This window comes from Nocardia sp. NPDC003269 (genome assembly GCF_042888005.1).
Lineage (GTDB): Bacteria > Actinomycetota > Actinomycetes > Mycobacteriales > Mycobacteriaceae > Nocardia.
Genome location: NZ_JBIAPA010000002.1, coordinates 1231046 through 1248723 on the forward strand (window position 1 = coordinate 1231046; position 17678 = coordinate 1248723).

Annotated in this window: 13 protein-coding genes and 4 tRNA genes; 4 read left to right on the forward strand and 13 right to left on the reverse strand. The window is 69.6% G+C overall.

Features of this window, described 5'->3' with window-relative positions; translation table 11 throughout:
- Positions 1-515: 515 nt before the first annotated feature.
- Entirely contained in the window at positions 516-3956 is a 3441-nt protein-coding gene (locus tag ACFYWJ_RS16060; RefSeq protein WP_355277451.1) for a hypothetical protein, read from the reverse strand.
- A gap of 383 nt (positions 3957-4339) precedes the next feature.
- Between ACFYWJ_RS16060 and ACFYWJ_RS16065 the strand changes: the two genes are divergently transcribed.
- Positions 4340-5293: a hypothetical protein gene (locus ACFYWJ_RS16065; RefSeq protein ID WP_355277449.1), complete on the forward strand. Its 954-nt coding sequence runs from the start codon at positions 4340-4342 to the stop codon at positions 5291-5293.
- Here ACFYWJ_RS16065 and ACFYWJ_RS16070 read toward each other — a convergent pair.
- The 5 genes from ACFYWJ_RS16070 to ACFYWJ_RS16090 all read right to left on the reverse strand — a co-directional run bounded on the left by ACFYWJ_RS16070 (position 5259) and on the right by ACFYWJ_RS16090 (position 8018).
- A complete protein-coding gene (locus ACFYWJ_RS16070; protein WP_355277447.1) occupies positions 5259-6449 on the reverse strand; it encodes a hypothetical protein in 1191 nt (396 codons plus the stop codon). The genes ACFYWJ_RS16065 and ACFYWJ_RS16070 overlap by 35 nt on opposite strands.
- 61 nt (positions 6450-6510) lie before the next feature.
- On the reverse strand, positions 6511-7584 hold the full coding sequence (gene mraY, locus ACFYWJ_RS16075) for a phospho-N-acetylmuramoyl-pentapeptide-transferase (RefSeq protein WP_355277444.1): 1074 nt from the start codon (positions 7582-7584) through the stop codon (positions 6511-6513).
- A 174-nt stretch (positions 7585-7758) separates the two neighbouring features.
- Positions 7759-7833 (reverse strand) — tRNA-Val (locus ACFYWJ_RS16080).
- A gap of 1 nt (position 7834) precedes the next feature.
- A tRNA-Cys gene (locus tag ACFYWJ_RS16085) sits at positions 7835-7905 on the reverse strand.
- Positions 7906-7946: 41 nt separating this feature from the next.
- Positions 7947-8018, reverse strand: a tRNA-Gly gene (locus ACFYWJ_RS16090).
- Between the two features lie 452 nt (positions 8019-8470).
- On the opposite strand from ACFYWJ_RS16090, the gene ACFYWJ_RS16095 reads away from it, so the two are divergent.
- Positions 8471-8542: transfer RNA gene (locus ACFYWJ_RS16095), tRNA-Val, on the forward strand.
- A 290-nt stretch (positions 8543-8832) separates the two neighbouring features.
- Here ACFYWJ_RS16095 and ACFYWJ_RS16100 read toward each other — a convergent pair.
- The 3 genes from ACFYWJ_RS16100 to ACFYWJ_RS16110 are packed head-to-tail and all read right to left on the reverse strand — an operon-like array spanning position 8833 to position 11481.
- On the reverse strand, positions 8833-9660 hold the full coding sequence (locus tag ACFYWJ_RS16100) for an SDR family oxidoreductase (RefSeq protein WP_355277441.1): 828 nt from the start codon (positions 9658-9660) through the stop codon (positions 8833-8835).
- The gene (locus ACFYWJ_RS16105) at positions 9660-10451 is read right to left on the reverse strand and encodes a crotonase/enoyl-CoA hydratase family protein (RefSeq protein WP_355277438.1); all 792 of its coding nucleotides are present in this window, start codon (positions 10449-10451) and stop codon (positions 9660-9662) included. The genes ACFYWJ_RS16100 and ACFYWJ_RS16105 overlap by 1 nt, the downstream gene beginning before the upstream one ends.
- A gap of 1 nt (position 10452) precedes the next feature.
- A complete protein-coding gene (locus ACFYWJ_RS16110) occupies positions 10453-11481 on the reverse strand; it encodes a crotonase/enoyl-CoA hydratase family protein (protein WP_355277436.1) in 1029 nt (342 codons plus the stop codon).
- Between the two features lie 149 nt (positions 11482-11630).
- Here ACFYWJ_RS16110 and ACFYWJ_RS16115 point away from each other — a divergent pair, with 149 nt between their 5' ends.
- Entirely contained in the window at positions 11631-13262 is a 1632-nt protein-coding gene (locus tag ACFYWJ_RS16115) for an acyl-CoA dehydrogenase family protein (protein WP_355277433.1), read from the forward strand.
- A gap of 15 nt (positions 13263-13277) precedes the next feature.
- On the forward strand, positions 13278-14282 hold the full coding sequence (locus tag ACFYWJ_RS16120) for a diiron oxygenase (protein ID WP_355277430.1): 1005 nt from the start codon (positions 13278-13280) through the stop codon (positions 14280-14282).
- A 1-nt stretch (position 14283) separates the two neighbouring features.
- On the opposite strand, the gene ACFYWJ_RS16125 is transcribed toward ACFYWJ_RS16120, so the two are convergent.
- The 4 genes from ACFYWJ_RS16125 to ACFYWJ_RS16140 are packed head-to-tail and all read right to left on the reverse strand — an operon-like array spanning position 14284 to position 17677.
- Complete coding sequence (locus ACFYWJ_RS16125; protein WP_355277427.1) at positions 14284-15039, reverse strand: PaaX family transcriptional regulator C-terminal domain-containing protein; 756 nt, start codon at positions 15037-15039, stop codon at positions 14284-14286.
- Between the two features lie 16 nt (positions 15040-15055).
- Entirely contained in the window at positions 15056-15655 is a 600-nt protein-coding gene (locus tag ACFYWJ_RS16130) for a TetR/AcrR family transcriptional regulator (protein ID WP_355277425.1), read from the reverse strand.
- Between the two features lie 7 nt (positions 15656-15662).
- Positions 15663-16766 carry a PDR/VanB family oxidoreductase gene (locus tag ACFYWJ_RS16135; RefSeq protein ID WP_355277424.1) on the reverse strand — a complete coding sequence of 368 codons (1104 nt, stop codon included), beginning with the start codon at positions 16764-16766 and terminating at the stop codon, positions 15663-15665.
- A gap of 2 nt (positions 16767-16768) precedes the next feature.
- Entirely contained in the window at positions 16769-17677 is a 909-nt protein-coding gene (locus ACFYWJ_RS16140) for a metal-dependent hydrolase (RefSeq protein ID WP_355277422.1), read from the reverse strand.
- Position 17678 lies beyond the last annotated feature (1 nt).

A 17678-nucleotide genomic window follows, 5' to 3' on the forward strand; every position in this document is an offset into this window, starting at 1 on the left:
CCAGCGGCTGGGACGCGGGCTGGGCGCCGGCGTCGGAGTTCGGTGTGGGGTGTCGGCAGCGGCTGGGACGCGGGCTGGGCGCCGGCGTCGGAGTTCGGTGTGGGGTGTCGGCAGCGGCTGGGACGCGGGCTGGGCGCCGGCGTCGGAGTTCGGCGTGGGCCGTCAGCAGCGGCCGGGGCGCGTGTCGAGGCATGGTGCGTGCCGAGGCCCGGTGCGTGCCGAGGCCTGGTGCGGACTCCGCTGTCGGTGGCGGTGCCCGGCTGGTGCCGCTGGCGGAGCCCTGGCGCGGTTTTCGGGGCGCGGCGCAGGCTGGGCACCGACGTCGGAGCTCGGCCTGCGCCGTCGGCAGCGGCCGGGGCGCGTGTCAAGGCCTGGTGCGTGCGAGGTCTGGTGCGGACTCCGCTGTCGTGGCAGTGCCCGGCTGGTGCCGCTGGCGGAGCCCTGGCGCGGCTTCCGTGTCAGTGGTCCGGCGCGGTGTCCGGGTGTGTGCCCGTACCGGAGGACAGCGCCGCAGCTCAGCCGGCGTCGGTTGTCGGTGGTCCGAAGACGTCGCGCCGTCCCGGCGGCAGCCCGGCGGATCGCTTCAGCTCGTCGAGCATCGCCTGCAGCTTGTCGACGTTCGCCCGTTCGATATCGAAGGCACGGAACGTCCCCGTCACGGTGATCCCCGCCGCATCGGTCGCGGTCGGCGGAACCGGATCGGAGCTCACCCGATCGAGCGGGCTGGTCGCCGGCGCATCCGGCCCGCCTGGATTCGCCGCGGCGAACCCGCCGGTCTGCGTCCGCTCGCCGCCATAGCCACCCGCGGCCTCGATGCCCGGGTACCGGTGGTCGGTCGTCGAAGAGCCGAATCGCGTGGTGGGCTCGACGCCCGCGTCGCCTCGGCCGCTCAGGGTCTCCCCGAATCGAGTCGTAGGCTCCAGGCGCGCGCTTCCGTCATCACCGCTAGGTGCGCCGAATCGCGTCGTGGGTTCGAAGGCCGTGCCGCCGTGGTCGGTGGTCGAACCGTCGAATCGGGTCGCGGGTTCGATACCTGCGTTGTCTCGGCTGCTCGTCGAGGCGCCGAATCGCGTTGTCGGTTCGATGCCCGCGTCGCCTCGGTCGCTCAGGGTCTCCCCGAATCGAGTCGTAGGCTCCAGGCGCGCGCTTCCGTCATCGCCGCTAGGTGCGCCGAATCGCGTCGTGGGTTCGAAGGCCGTGCCGCCGTGGTCGGTCGTAGAGCCGTCGAATCGGGTCGTGGGTTCGATGCCCGCGCTGTCTCGGGTGCTCGTCGAGGCGCCGAATCCGCTGGCGGGCGTTGTGCCTGCGCCTGCCGAGTCGGTCGTAGGTGTGCCGAATCCGGTTGCGGGCGATAGGCCCATGCTCGGCTGGTCGGTTGTCGGTGCGCCGAATCGGGCCGTGGGTTCCGGGCCCGTGTTCGGCGTGGCGGTCGGCGAGGCGCCGAATCCGGCCGGTGCTTCACCGCCGGTGGTCTGCGTGGTGTCCTTCGGCGCGGACAGGCGGGCGGGCGGTGACGACGGCGACGTGTCACCGGGGGCGGTCAGGCGCTCTCGCGGGGCCGCGTCGTCGAAGATCGATCCGGGGCGCTGGGTGTCACCGGTGAAGCCGTTGCGGGCGTGGCCGTTCGAGCTCGGGGTGGACGGTGTGGTCAGGTCCTCGTCGGTGAAGGTCCAATGGATGCCGCTGGCGGTGGTGCCCGAGCCGGCGGATCCCGGTGCCGCGGTGGATCGCGGATCGAACCCGTTCACCTGGTGGGTGTTCGCCGCGGTCTCGCCACGAACACCGGCGGTGAGACCGGCCGATCGGGGATCGCTCACGACCCGCTCGGGTTCGCCGCTCGAGACATCGATCCGATTGCCGGACAATGCCTCCGATGATCCGGTACCCACGACGGGCGCGACTGTCCCGCCTACGGGCCTGCCGACCGGCCTGGCCCGCTCCACACCCGCCTCGCCGGGCGGTCGCACCCCGGTCTCGGTCGGGGGATCCGACAGCGCGTCGACGGCAGCGGCACTAGCCTGCGGCGCCACGACACCGTTGATCACGCCATCACCGCCACGCGCGGCAACCCCCGGTGCTGTCCGCCCCGGCACGGTGAGCTCATCCCCGGCCCCGGCCCCGGCCCCGGCCCCGATCTCGGTCCTGGGCCCGATCTCGGTCCTGGACCTGATCTCGGCCCCGGCCCTGGTCCCGATGTCGGTTCCGGCCCCGATCTCGGTCTCGGCCCTAGTCTCGGCTCCGGCCCCAATCCTGGTTCCGACCTCAGCTGCGGTTCCGTCCCCAGCCATAGCCCCTGTCGTCACCCCTGACAGCCCCGCGTCCGGCGACACCCCATTGCGCCCGAGCGCGGAGATCGACACCGTCCGCCCGGCGACCTCGGCGTCACCACCCGAAGCGCCGGCCGCACCACCCAGGCTCGCGCCGTTCTGCGGCAACCGCTGCGTGACTTGCCAGTCCACGGCCTCGATCACACTGTCGTCCGACAACTCGACCGCCCGGCCGTTCGCTGACCCCAACCGCGCGGCGACACCGCCGGTCGTCCCGGCCCGCTCCGCGGTCGCGGCCTCCCGGCTCCGTTCGGCGGCGGCCGCGCGCATATCCAGTTCGGCCGCGGCGGCGAGGCGGTCGGCCCATTCGCGGGCGGTAGCCGTGGGAACGACATCGTCGACCTGCTGTTGCGCGGCGGCCGCGAGCCGGTCGGCCCACTCCCGCGCGGCCGCGGTCGGGACGACGTCGCCCGTCGGCTGGTCCGCGGCCGCCGCCGCGAGCCGATCGGCCCACCGCCGCGCGGACTCGGCCGCGGCGACATCATCGACCGGCTGCGCGGTCGCGACCCTCGTCTCCTCGGTCTGCTGCTGCGGTACGGACACACCAGTGCCCGGCTCGCGCGCCGCGAGCTTCGCGTCGTCCCGCTCGATTCCCTTCGCCGACACCGTCGCCGCGGCGTCGTCCGCCGACGCTGCCGATCCGCCGACACCTCGCGATCCATCGACCCGCGCGGCGGCTCCGGCATCCGAGCCTGCCGCAGCACCCGCACCCGCCGACAAGGGGAGGGCAGACCCGTCCGCCACCGGCGCGGCGATCCGCACACCCAGCACACGGTCACCGACGCCCGACTCTCCCCGCGCAGGCAGCTCGTGCACCGCCCCCGCCTCGTCGAGCACCCGAACCCCGTTGCGCGGCTTCACACCATTGACTCTGGACGCACCGTTCACCGGCGCCCTGCCGTTCACGGGTGGCACACGGTCGGTGCCATCACCGGCCACCCGGCTCACACCGTTCACCCGCACCGCACGATCGCTGCCGTTCACCGGCGGCACCGACCCGGCGGCATCCTCCGACAGCGTCCCCACGGCCGACCCGGTTGGTGACCCGAAGCCCCCTGTCGCAGACCCCTCAGCCGACCGTCCTGCGCGACCCGAGCGCACAGCCCGCGCGGTATCGGCGAACGGCGCTGCCTCGGAAGCCGACTCACCGACCGGTTCGAAGCTCGTCGAGGAACGGGGGACCGGGGCGACGGTGAGCGGCCAGGTCGGGTCGCCGAGGTGATCGGTCCGGGAATGCCGGCGCTCCAGCGGCGGCCGGTCGCCGGGCGGGGCCGAGAACTCTTCTCCCGCGCCCGGATCGGTGGCCGCGCGCTCGGCGGCTTCGGCGGCCTCCCGCACTTCCCGGCGGCTGCGGGTGCCCCGGGCGCGGGGTGCCGGTTCGGGATCGCCACCGTCGAGGGCGTCGAGCCGGGCGCTGAGCCGGGAAATGTCCTGTGACGCATGGAATGCCCAGGTCTCGAGCCTGCGGATCCTGGTCTGGTCGGGCAGATCCTCGTCGGCGGGGAAGGCGGGGACTTCCTGCTGGACCCGGGCGGCGACGATATCGAGCTTGTCACTGACCTCACGCAGCGCCGCGGCGATACTCGCCAGCATCGACCCGATGGACTCGTCGTGCTCAGCGTGGTTCATGCACACCCTACTTCCCGTGCTCGGCGAGCGTGCCCGCCCCGGCCGCAGCGATCATATCCACCGGGCGCTGCGGCCGCGTCGTCGCGATGTCCCGGTGACCGGATCGGCGACGCGCCGAAGCGTTTCGTAATCCGGACGAAATGGACGGGCAACAGGCCCGGTCTGTGTATCGAAATGATCAAGATCTCGGCGACGTTCTGCGACGTCGGCACAATGAAATAGCTTGATATTCAAGTGGAGTCGCGTTTGTGATCTCGATCACCGGTCGGTGACGCACCCGAGCGCGGGTCAAGGGGGCTGGCGGCCTGTCGGTGGCTGCGGGAACCTGGAGAACAGGGCGTGGGCGCGGGCACACGTCAGGGTCCCTGGTGAGGGAGTGTGGTGTGAGGACGAAGCGGCGAAGCGACACCCAGGTGGTGTGCGGACGGCGGGCGCTGCTCGACGAACTCGGCATCTCCGAAGGGACCCGGCGGGCGGCGCCGGAACGCACCGGATACGGCTGTGGTTGCCCCGAATGCGTGGCGACCCAATGGAATACCCAGCGGCTCGAACACTGGATCTGCGGCAGGCTGACAGCGGCGGGCGCCGAGGAAGCCGAGGTCGACGCCCGGGTCGGCGACATCCCGGTCGACATCTTCTGGCGACGCGGCGACCGGCGCTGCGTGGTCGAGGTGCGCAGCGGCCCCCTCGACATCACCGCGGCCCGCGCACACCGCAGACGCCTGCAGGCGGTGGGCATCGACGACGTGCTGTGGGTCTGCCCGCAGGGCTACTGGGTGCCGCTGGTGCCCGCGGTCGGCATCGCCGATTTCTCGCCCGCGGCCGCCGACTACCGCATCGACCAGGGCATGCTCGCCGCAGGCGAGACGGGTTTCGCCGGTCCGGTGCGGCCGGGCTGGGAACTGCGTGACTTCCTCGCGGGGTGGGTGACCGGCGAGATCCACTGGGGTCACGCGGATTCGACGACAGGAGGGTGGGCCGAGGTGGACACCTGGGAACGGCATACCGCGGCGCAGGCCGCGATGATCGAGCATCAGCGCGGGGAACTGCGTGACCAGCGGGTCCAGCTGGCGGTGTCGCGACAGACCGTGCGCGACAAGCAGAAGCTGGTCACCCGCCTGCACCACCGGATCGACCGCGCGGGCGTGAACGCCGACGCCGAGGCGATCACCCTGGCCGGGGTGCGCAGCGAGCTGGTCGCCCAGCAGCGGATCGCGGCGGGCCTGCGCGCGACGATCGGGCGGATGGACCGCACGATCAATCAGTGGCAGTGGCTCACCTGCTGCGCGATGCTGCTGGTGATCACCGTGCTGGCCGGTGCGATGGTGACGCGCTGAGGCGCATGGGCGTCCGATCCCACCGCCAGTCGTTGCGCAGAACGAGACCTGCGAGGTCGAGCAGCTCGAGGCCGGTCTCGGCGCGCAGGCTCGCCAGCGCGCCCCGATCGTAGGGGCCCCGGTCGAGATCGGCGGCGATGCGTTCCTCGATCGCCGGGTCGGTGGCGCGGGCCCGTAGCCGGGCCGGGTCCAGCGCGCTGCCGGTCCACGCCAGCCAGCCCCAGCCGTGGTCGTGGGCGTAGGCGCGGGCGAGCTCGCTCTGGATCCGGGTGTGGTGGAAGGCGATCCGGCCCAGCGGGACGACGTCGACGAGCACCATCCGGCCGTCGGCGAGCTGGGCGGCGGCCGTCGGATAGTGCACGTGGTCCGCGCCGTCGAAGCTGTAGGTGAGCGCCGTCGGTTCCTCCTGGAACGCCGTCACCGCGGCGCCGGCGTCGAGGGTGCGCAGCAGCCGGGCCGCCAGCGCGGAGTCGTAGGCGACGTCGCGGCCGACGGTGGCGAGATAGAAGCGGCCGCGGCCGTCGTCGTCACCGTCGGCGACGCGGGCCGAGGCGGTCGGCAGGGGAGCGGGGGTGCCGGTGGCCCACTCGACGTCGTCGAGCAGCGGCCCCAGCTCGTCGGTCTCGTCGAGGGGGTGCAGTTTGGCCAGGATGCTGGCGGTCTTCTTCTGCCAGCCCAGGATTCGCTGCATCACGTATCCGGCGACGCGCTTGGCGTCGGCCTGGTCGTGCCCGGCCAGGCGCAGCTTCAGATACGACCATTCCATCGCCACCAGATCGGTGTCGGTGGCGTAGGTCTCGGCGAGCAGTTCCCGCACCAGCCGCAGATCGCCCGCGTCGCGCGGGTAGCGGTGCCCGAACACCTCGGCGCAGCGATGCCCGGAGCGGGCGGCTTCGCGCACGAGCTGCCCGATCGCCTTGGCGTAGAGCTGGCGGACCCGGTCGCGGGCCAGGTCGTAGCGGGCGCCGATGCGGGTGAGGGTTTCGGGGCGCTGCCCGCCGATGCCCAAGCGCAGGGCGACGATGCGCGCGTCCCTGGCCGCGCGTTCGGCGTGCTCGGTGAGCAGTTCGGCGACCAGCTCGTCGAGTTCCTCGAGCTCGAAGGAGACATCGGTAGCGATGTCGTGATCGAGTTCCCGCCCACTCCCGGTACTCACTGGGCCACCTCCCGCTCGCTCGTGTCGGGTCAGCGTAGCGGGGCGGGCCGACAGTTCCCGGCTACAGCGCGGTGATGTACTCGCCGTAGAACAGGCACAGCCCGATCGCCGACGCGATGCCCGCGAGCACCCAGAACCGGATGATCACCGCGGTTTCGGGCCAGTTGTTCAGTTCGAAGTGGTGATGGAACGGCGCCATCCGGAACAACCGCGTGTGCGTGGTGCGGAAGACGACGATCTGCAGCACCACCGACATGATCTCCGCGACGAACAGCGCGCCGAGCACCACCGCGAGCAGTTCGGTGCGGCTGGTGATCGACAGTCCGGCCACCAGACCACCGAGGCCGAGCGAGCCGGTGTCGCCCATGAAGATCTTGGCGGGCGCCGCGTTCCACCACAGGAACCCGATGCACGCGCCCGCGGCGGCGGCGCTGACCACCGCGAGATCGAGCGGATCGCGCACGTTGTAGCAGCCGCGCCCGGGGCTGAGCTCGCACGAGTTCTCGAACTGCCACAGCGTGATCACCACGTAGGCGCCCAGCGTCAGGCTCATCGAACCGGCCGCGAGACCGTCGAGCCCGTCGGTGATGTTGACGGCGTTCGACCACGCCACCACCAGCAGGCAGATGAACGCGACGAAGATCAGCGACCCGAAGGCGATGGTGTTGATGTCGCGGACGTAGGAGAGATTGTGGCCGGCGGGGGTGAGCCCGGTCGCGCCGGGGAAACGCAGCGCGAGCACCGCGAACACCACCGCGGCGCCGATCTGCCCGAGATACTTGCCCGCCGCGGTCAGGCCGAGATTGCGGTGTTTGCGCAGCTTGATCGAGTCGTCGAGGAAGCCGACCATGCCCAGTGCCGAGGCCAGCAGCAGCACCAGAATGCCCGAAGCGCTGGGCCCCGGCGCGTCCCACAGCAGGCCGATCAGGTGCGAGCCGAGGAATCCGGCCCACACGCCCGCACCGATCGCCAGCCCACCCATCGTCGGGGTGCCGCGTTTGGTCTGGTGGCTGGCGGGTCCGTCGATCCGGATCTCCTGCCCGAAGCCGCGGCGCGCGAACACCCGGATCAGGACCGGGGTGAGGGTGATGGTGACGAACAGGGCGATCCCCGCCGACAACAGGATCTGCCTCAACTGCTCGCCCCTCCGTACTGCTGGTCCGCGTCGCCGTCACCGGCCCGGCGACGCCGAGTGCCGATCCTAGGGGAGCGCCGACGGAATCCGGGCCGGGAGTGACCTGGGTTACATGCCGTGGCCCGTCGGGCCCGGAAACGCAAGAAGGCCCCGGTCGAAACCGGGGCCTTCTTGTGGTGCGCGATACTGGGATTGAACCAGTGACCTCTTCCGTGTCAGGGAAGCGCTCTCCCGCTGAGCTAATCGCGCGAGGTGGAGACGGGAATCGAACCCGTGTGCACGGCTTTGCAGGCCGTTGCCTCACCACTCGGCCACTCCACCGCGCAAAGGAGGATGGACATGAATGCCTAACCTACCTCTCGAGCGGATGACGGGATTTGAACCCGCGACCCTCACCTTGGCAAGGTGATGCGCTACCACTGCGCTACATCCGCATTCGCACTTCCGGAGGCTGTCGGCCTTGCGGCTTGGCTGCTCTCCGTGGTGCGAGGAAAACATTAGCCGACGGTCGGCGCAGACTACAAATCGGCTGGTAGATGGGCCTAAATGTGAATTACAGACGTGTTGTTCGGTCGTCGGCGGGGTGTGGCGGCGGTGGATGCGCGCCGAATCGTCCGTGACGGTTGCGGTCGGGGCTTGGACTTCCCGGTCGGGCCGAGCTCTCGATCGAGCTGCCGCCTCTTACATGAAATAACGTAGATATGCGCACTAAACCATGCGACTGGTGGAACCCCGGCTGAACCCGGGGCGCGCGGGCGGCGGTCCACAGAACAAGCTGTGGACCCCGAAGCCCCCGTTCACGAGGCGATTTGGTGTCACCCGGGTGCACCGTGCTAATGTTCCATCTCGTTCGAGAGGCCCTCCAAATCCTCTCGACACAGTGTTCGGTCCCATAGCTCAGCGGGAGAGCGTCCGCCTCACACGCGGAAGGTCGCTGGTTCGAAACCAGCTGGGACCACACATAATGTCTGGTCAGACATGGTTTCCCATGTCGGCCAGCCATTTTTTCGTGCAGAATGCGTGCAGAATCGTGAGTACTTCCGAGGGCCGTGCAGCCTTCGGTCAACTCCCCTGAACCCGGTCGGGGCGCCCGCCTCTCGCACGGGGAAACGGGCGCCCGGGTGGGGCAGACAGGCGCTTGGAGAGCGCGGCGGGTCGGCCGATGTCGGTGCGTACGGCGGGGATGAGCCTTGATTCGATTACACCGTCCGCGACCAGCTGTGCTCCCCGCGCGAGCTGGGCCGTCGATCAGCCGACGAGGCCGCCGCTACATGCCAGGACCTCCCCGGTGACATAGTCGGACTCCGGCAGGCACAGCAGGTAGACCGCTCCCGCGGCCTCCTCGGGTGTGCCGAGGCGGCCGAGTGGTGCCAGATGCTGGGCGGCCTGCAGGACCAGGGGATTCACCCCGACGCGGATCTCGCGGTCGCCGACGGTGATCGAGGCATCCTCGCCCGCGGTGGCTTCGGTCAGCCGGGTCCGGATGAGGCCGAACGCCACGGCGTTCACCGTGACGCGGTAGCGGCCCCACTCCTTGGCCATCGCCTTGGTCATGCCGAGTAGCCCGGCCTTGGCCGAGGAGTAGTTGATCTGGCCCGCGTTGCCGGACAACCCGGCCAGCGAGGAGATGTTGACGACCTTGCGGGTGACGGGGTTCCCCTCGGCCTGTTCACGTTTGGCGGCCGTGCTGATCACCGGCTGGGCGGCACGCAGGATCCGGAAGGGCGCCTTGAGGTGGACGTCGAGAATGGCGTCCCACTGCTCGTCGCTCATCTTCTGCACCACCCCGTCCCAGGTGTAGCCGGCGTTGTTGACGATGATGTCCAGCCCGCCGAACTCGTCGACCGCGGTGGCCACGAAGTGGTCGGCGAAACCGGCCTCGGTCACGTCGCCCGCGCAGGCGACGGCGGTGCCGCCGCGTGCGGTGATGTCGGCGGTGACCTCCGCCGCGGCCGCCGGGTCGAGATCGTTGACGACGACCCGCGCTCCGTGGGCGGCGAGTTTGCGGGCGATCTCGGCGCCGATGCCGCGGCCGCTGCCGCTGACGAGGGCGACGCGGTCGGTGAGGGTGTTCATCAGGTGGTGGTCCTTCCGGTGGTGTCGAAACTGCCGTGTCGGCCCGCGCCGGCGGCGAACCGCCCGGCGCCGGTGAGAGTGTCTGCGGCGAGGGAGATCGAACCGTGCCGAAATTCGCCGGCCGCCGCCTCGGTCTCGGTCAGGCCGTCCTGTTCGAGCAGTGACAGGCGATCGTGCCGCAGGCAGGTCTGCGGAAAGATAGCGAGTTGTTCGGCGAGGGCGACCGCCTCGTCCAGGGCACGGCCAGGTGGGACGACGCGATTCGCCAGGCCGAGGGCGTGTGCTTCGGCTGCGTCCACCGGGCGGCCGGTCAGTACCAGGTCCATGGCGCGGCTGGTGCCGATGAGCCGCGGGAGCCGGTAGGTGCCGCCATCGATGAGCGGTACGCCCCAGCGGCGGCAGAAGACACCGAGGACCGCGGTCTCTTCCACGACCCGCAGGTCTGCCCAGATCGCCAGCTCCAGACCGCCTGCGACCGCGTGACCGGCGATCGCGGCGATCACCGGTTTGCCCAGCATCATTCGGGTCGGGCCCATCGGCCCGTCACCGTCGGGCGCGAAGCGATTGGGTGACCCCGACGCGACGGCCTTGAGATCGGCTCCGGCACAGAATGTTCCGCCGATGCCGTGGAGCACGGCCACGGCACTGTCCGGGTCGGTGTCGAAGGCGCGGAAGGCGTCGGCGAGGGCGGTCGCGGTGGCGAGATCGACGGCGTTGCGCACCTCGGGGCGGTTGATCCCGATCAGGGTGACAGGGCCGCGCTGTTCGGTGACGACGGTGGTGGCACTCATCTCAGGCCTGCTCTCCGGTGCGGGAACGGTGGCGTTTGTGGTCGCCGAAGGGCTCATCGCGTTCGCGCACGGCCTCGCGGAAACCGGCAGTGGCCGAACGCAGCTGGAAGGCGTAACCCTCGCGGGTATGGCGGGAGATGCCGTCGAAGACGGTGCTGATCATGCCCGAGTTGGTGACACCCTGGCTGTGCAGTGCGGAGTTGAGCGCCAGCTTGGCCATCATCAGCTGGTTGACCGGCATGCGGGAGATGCGCGCGACGAGCGCCTCGGTCCGCTCGTCGAGTTCGTCGGCGGGACGGGACTCTACGGCCAGGCCCCACTCGGCGGCCTGTTTGCCGGTGATGCAGTCACCGGTGAACAGCAGCCGCTTGGCGCGCTGGTCACCGAGGCGGTGCGCCCACATGCCCGCCGCCGGGATGCCCCAGACCCGGGTGGGTGGATAGCCGATCTTGGTGTCGTCGGCGCAGATGATCTGGTCGCAGAACAGGGCGATATCGGTGCCGCCCGCGACCGCGAAGCCGTGCAGTTTGGCGACGGTCGGTTTGTTCGCGTGCAGCAGGCTGGCGAAGCCGCGATTGAAGCGGCTCATCATGGCGTAGTCGAGCATAGGGTCCCAGGTGCCCCAGGGGTTGTGGTTGATCGCCTGGGCGACCGGGTCGATCGCAGTGCCCTCGGTGGATTCGGTGCCCTCGGCGGGCGTGCCCTGTTCGGCGAACATGCTCAGGTCGTAGCCGCCGCAGAACCCCTTGCCGCGGCCGGAGACCACGATGACGTGTACGCGAGGGTCCAGATCGGCGCGCTCGACCGCGTCGGCCAGCTCGACCGGGGTGTCGGGGGTGATGGAGTTGCCCTTCTCCGGCCGGTCGAAGGTGATGCGCGCGATGCGCCCGTCCCGCTCGTAGGTGAGGGTCCGGTATTCACGTCCGGCCGGGGGTTCGCCCCGGTTCGCCCACGGGGAACCCGGGACCTCGGTCCAGTTCTCGTACCAGGCGGCAGGCCGCAGGCCGTCGTGTTCGTGCTGGTCAGGCACGGTTCTCCTTTCGGATGACCCGTCGTCGGAGGGATCGACGTCGGGATGTGTATTGCAAATTTACATCGCGCGCTTCAAACTCGTAATAGATATCTGCCGCGATCCCGTCTGCCGGTCCGCGGCCCGTCCGGTGAACGGAGACCTGCCCCATGCCGACCCATTCGGTCACCAACCAGGCATTGCCCCTGGTCGACTTCGACGCCGCCGACCAGCCGGTCGTCCTGGAAGCCCTGCGTCGTGGCGGCGCCGAGCACGCACTGCCTGAACTGCACGAGCTGGGCCGCCTGGCCGGCAGCGCCTACGCCCAGGAACTCGGTGACCTCGCCGAGGCCCATCAGCCCGTGCTGCACACCCACGACCGCTACGGCCACCGCGTCGACGAGGTCCGCTACGACCCCGCCTACCACGAGCTCATGAGCCTGGCGACCGGGTTCGGACTGCACGGCTCCCCGTGGGCCGACACCCGGCCCGCGCCGCATCTGGTCCGGGCGGCGAAGATGAGCGTCTGGAGCCAGGTCGACGGCGGACACGGCTGCCCCATCTCGATGACCTACGCCGTCGTGCCCGCTCTGCGGGCGAACCCGGAGCTGGCCGCCCAGCTCGAACCGCTGCTGACCTCGCGCGTCTACGATCCCGTGCTCGCCCCGCTCGCGAGCAAGCCCGGGTTGATCGCGGGCATGTCGATGACGGAGAAGCAGGGCGGCTCCGACGTCCGCGCCAACACCACGACCGCCGTCGTCCAGGCCGACGGCAGCTACCGGATCACCGGGCACAAGTGGTTCACCTCGGCGCCCATGTCGGACTTCTTCCTGGTCCTCGCCCAGGCGCCGGGCGGACTGTCGTGCTTCTTCGTCCCCCGAGTCCTGCCGGACGGCACCCGTAATCCGTTCCACCTGCAGCGGCTGAAGAACAAGCTGGGTAACCGTTCCAACGCCAGCAGCGAGGTCGAGTACGACAACACGGTCGGCTGGCTGGTCGGTGACGAGGGCCGTGGCGTGCCGACCATCATCGAGATGGTCAACCTCACCCGCCTCGACTGCACGCTCGGATCGGCGACCGTCATGCGCACCGGCGCGGTCAATGCCGTGCACCACGCCGTGTACCGGAAGGCCTTCGGCGCGAACCTCATCGACCAGCCGCTCATGCGCAATGTACTGGCGGATCTGGTGGTGGAGGCCGAGGGAGCCACCACGGCCGCGCTGTGGCTGGCCGCGCTGACCGATCTGGCCGTCACCGGCGACGAGGAGGCCGATCTGCTGCGGCGGATCAGCCTGGCGGTCAGCAAGTACTACGTGTGCAAGCGTGCGCCGATCCACACCGCCGAGGCCCTGGAGTGCCTCGGCGGCAACGGTTACGTCGAGGACTCCCGGATGCCGCGGCTCTATCGCGAAGCGCCGTTGATGTCGGTGTGGGAGGGTTCGGGCAATGTGGCCGCGCTGGATACGTTGCGGGCCATGGCGAAACAGCCCGCCGCACTCGGGGCCTTCCTCGACGAGGTGAAACTCGCCGCGGGCGCCGACGCCGAGCTGGATGCCGCGGTCACCCGGCTGGAGGGCGAGTTCACCGACTTCGAGACCGCGCAGCACCGTGCCCGCCGCATCGTCGGCGACATGGCGCTGGTCCTGCAGGGTTCGCTGCTGGTCCGCTTCGGCCACCCCGCCGTCGCCGACGCTTTCACCCGCACGCGGCTCGGCCGTGACCGCGGCGATGTCTTCGGCACCTTGCCGGTCGGCTTGGACACCGGAGCGATCATCGACCGGCTCACCCCGAAACTCGGCTAGGACAAGGAGACAATGATGACCGCAGCTCAACGGTTGCCGGATGATCGCAATCGCGCCGGTGAACCGGCCGACTACGCGCGATTGCTGCACGAACTGGCGGACGCCTCCGTCCACCGCCACTTCGATCCCTATCGTGACGTGCCGTGGGACGCATCAGAAGCCCGGGTGGTGCCCGATGACCCGCGCTGGATCCTGCCCGCGTTCGACCCGATCGGCGGCCATCCCTGGTACCGGGCGCAGTCACGAGAACGGCAGATCGCCATCGGCATGTACCGGCAGGCGAACACGGCACGAGTCGGTTTGCAGTTCGAACAGCTGCTCATCGCCGGCTTCATGGTCTACCTGGTGCGGCTGCCGAACGGATCGGCCGAATTCCGCTACGGCACCCACGAGGTCATCGAGGAGTGCAACCACACCCTGATGTTCCAGGAGGCGGTGAACCGGACCGGGGTCGACGCACCGGGATTCGGTCCGCTGTTCCAGCTGGTCTCGCCGCTGGTCGCGTTGTTCCCGCGCATCTCGGCGTCGTTCTTCTTCATGTGCGTGCTCGCCGGTGAGGAACCGATCGACCACGTCCAGAAGCAGTATCTGCGCGGCGAGGACGACTACCACCCGCTGGTCCGCGGTGTCATGCGGATTCATGTGGCCGAGGAAGCCCGCCACATCTCTTTCGCGCACGAATTCCTGCGCCGGCACGTTCCGCGCGCGTCCGCGCCCGCACGACTGTTGTTGTCGCTGGTCTTCCCGATCGCGCTGCGGGTCGCCTGCGAATTGATCGTGGTGCCGCCACGGACGTTCTGGAACGAGTTCGACATCCCGGACGAGGTGCGGCGCGAGGTGTTCTGGGGATCGCCGTCTGCGCGCGCGACGCTGCGCGGCTACTTCGGTGACGTGCGGATGCTGGCCGAAGAGATCGGTTTGATGAACGCGGTGTCCCGGAGACTATGGCGGGTGCTCGGCATCGATGGACGGGCGTCACGGCACCGGGGTGAGCCCGATCGCTCGCGGAAGCCGGCGTGAATCACAGGATCTGCGGCGGCCGCTCGCCGAGGTGCTCGACCGCGAAGTCGTAGAACTCGCTGCGAAACCCGGCATAAGCGGTGCGCATCGCGGTGCCCGGCCAGTCGGCGGGCAGCAGTTCGTCCGGCAGGACCGGATCGTCGAGGATATGACGGACCATCGCGGCCGCGACCTCGAAACGGGCCGTGAGAGTGCCTGCTCCGGCGAACGTGGCCAGCAGTTCGTCCGCGCGGGCGGCCCAGCGGGCGGGCTCGAACAGCCGGTCGGCCAGGGCGTTCGACGGCTCCTCTGGCCGGCCGTGGAACAGGGTGAGGCGGTCGCGGGCAGCGTCGGGCAGGCTGAGGGCGATGTTGTCCGGCCTGCCCCACACACCCTCGCGGAGTTCACCGAACCGGGCCTGCCGCAAGGTTTCCCGGAACGCGGCCCGGTCGGTGGAATCGGTGGCGCCCACGGTCACCAGGGCAAGCACCCACTGGCCCTGCCACGGCCGCGGGCTGGGGGAGACGGCGGCGTCCTGGCGGCGCTGTCGTTCGGCGAGGCGTTCGGAGAGCCGGTAGGTCGCGTCACTGCGTTCGAGATCGCCCGCCCCGACCATACGAGTCAACGCGGCCCGGACTGCGGACTCCTGCAGGCCGAGCGCGGTCCCGACCCGAACGATCGACCTGGCCGTCGCTTCGGCGGGATGCGCGCCGAGCAGGACGCTCAAGATGGCCGACCGCGCGGTGAGAGCGCGGTCGAGCGGACTGGCGGCAGGCATCCGCCGATCGTATCGGCTAACGGAGTTCGTCGAGCATCTGTGCCCACCGGTCGGCGACGAGGCCGCGACGGCGGGAGTCGTCGTTGAGCATGCCTGCCAGGCCGAGGCCGCGAGCACTGTCGAGGAAGGCTTGGACAGTGGTACGCACGGTGGGGTTGTTGCCGTCCAGATGCAGCAACTCGATCAGGGCCCAGAAGCCGCGGGCACCGACCTCGAGTTCCATAGCCGCGACCCGCGGTGCGAGCACCGGGTCGTCCGAGGCGGCGATGCACAGTTGCAGGGCGGCCTTGAACGTCGGGCCCTGATGCAGCTCGACGATCCGGTGGACGGTGTCGCGAGTGCTGTCGGGACCCGGGCCGGCTGCGTGCTGGAACGCCTCGATCTCCCGGATACGGGTGTCCATGATGTGCGCAACCGAGGCGGTGAACAGCCCGTCCCGGTCCTTGAAATGGTGCTGAACGGCGCCACGGGTCACCCCGGCGCGCTCGGCCACCTCAGCGACGCTGGCATTGCGCCAGCCGCGGGTGGCGAGCACTTCGAGTGCCGCCTCCACGATGCGCTGATGAGTAGCGACGCCGTTCTCGTTCTGTTGCCGGCGTCGCGAGCTCGCGGTCATCGCCGACCTACAGCTCGACAGTCAGCGATCCCTCGGCACGTGACACACATGGGAGAAAGTATCCCGCCTCCAATTCCTGCGGGGTCAGGGCGGTCGACCTGTGGTCGGGGATACCCGCGAGCACGCGCACAGCGCACGAGCGACAGAACCCCTGCTGACAGGAGTAGGTAGCGTCCGGGCGGGCGGACAGGATCGCGTCCAACGCCGTCTGTTCGGCTCCGACGGTCAAGACCTCGCCGGTGCCCGCCAGACAGATGTCGAATTCTTCGCCGTCGATGACCGGAGCCGCGGAGAACCGTTCGTAGTGGAACTCGACATCTGGCCGGTCCGCCAGGGCGGCGCGTAGCGCGTCGACCATCGGCGCCGGTCCACAGGTGTACACCGCGGGTGTGCCGGACAGGTCGCCCAGCAGTGTGGCGGGCGCGGCGAAGCCGGACTCGTCGTCGCTGTGGACGGTGATCTTGTGCCGATAGGGCTCGAGCTCAGGCAGGAAGGCCATGGAGTCGATGGTGCGTCCGCAGTAGATCATCGACCACGGCATCCCCACCTGCTCGAGCAGCGCGATCATCGGCAGGATCGGGGTGATGCCGATACCGCCTGCGATCAGGCGCACCGCGGTCGTGCGCTGATTGTAGCCGCCGACCGCGAGCGGGAAAGCGTTGCGCGGCATGCCGATCCGCAGCTCGGCTCCCACCGGCAGCTCTCGGTGGACTTCGGCGGAACCGCCACGGCCGTGCGGGATGAGACGGACCGCGATGCGATAGCGGGCCCGGTCGGTGGGGTCACCGCACAGCGAGTACTGGCGCAGGGTGCCCGAGGGCAGCTCGACATCGAGGTGCGCACCCGGCCGCCAGTTCGGCAGCTGCCCGCCGTCGGGCAGTTCGAAGGTCAACGCGACGACATTCTCGTCGAGGGCGACCAGACGACGGTCGGTGACCACCACGCCTAAGAACTGCTGAGGCTGCCCGGGCACGCGCTCCGGTGGCTCGGTGAAGCCGTCGATCCAGTTCAGGACGTCGATGCCGGTCGCGATCAGCGCCATCAGTGGATCGCGCCGGAATCGCCCGTGGGCATGGGCGGGTACGTCGCGCAGACGAAGCCGGTAGGACATGATCACCCCTGCTGTGCCGTGGGACGGGACTCGATGGTGGCCAGATGGGACAGCGCTTGGGCCATCGAGCCGGTGTCGTCGGGGCGGAATCGGGGCTTGAGGTAGTCGAAGGCAGAGCTCAGGACGGTGGTCAACGTCGGGAGCAGCCCGAGCCGTCCGCCGCGCAGCACGTCGCGCAACACCCGCAGCCGCGACGTAGGCGCGGCGGGGTCGTTCTTGACGAGGTACCAGATGAACCGACTCGACAGCCAGATCGTCATGGGGAACACCAGCAGCATGGTGCGCACTCGCCGGTAGTACCGGTTGTCGAAGTACTCGGCCAGATCGTGGGCGACGTTGCGGTGTTCCATCTCTTCGGCGCCGTGCCAGCGGAACAGCGCCGTCATGTTCGGGTCGGCGCGGTACTCGTCCCACGTGCAGTTGAGCACGAAATGTCCGAGAAAGGCAGTGAAATTCTCGAGTGCGGCGGTGATCGCCAATCGGTTGATCAGATGTTGCCGAACCCGGCGCGGATTGCGATAGGTTCTGGCGCCGAGCACCTTGCCGAGCAGGAACCGCGATTGGGCCAGCAGCGGCTCAGGATCGATGCCGTTGCGTCCGAAGAAGTCGTCGAGTGACTCCTCGTGTGCGTTGGAGTGCATGGTCTCCTGGCCGATGAACCCGAGCACGTCTTCGCGAAGGCGAGGGTCGTGAACGTCGGGCAATGCTTCCTTGAACGCCTCGATGAAGAATCGCTCGACCTCGGGAAACAACAGGTGGTAGGCGCTCACCGTGTGCGAGGCGACTGGATGACCGGGAATCCAGTGCAGTGGCGTTGCGGTCAGATCGAAGGACACTTGACGGGCTTTGAGCTGCAGTGGTCCGATGTCGACGGAGTCCATCGGGAATCGGCTCTTCTTGCGCAACTTCATG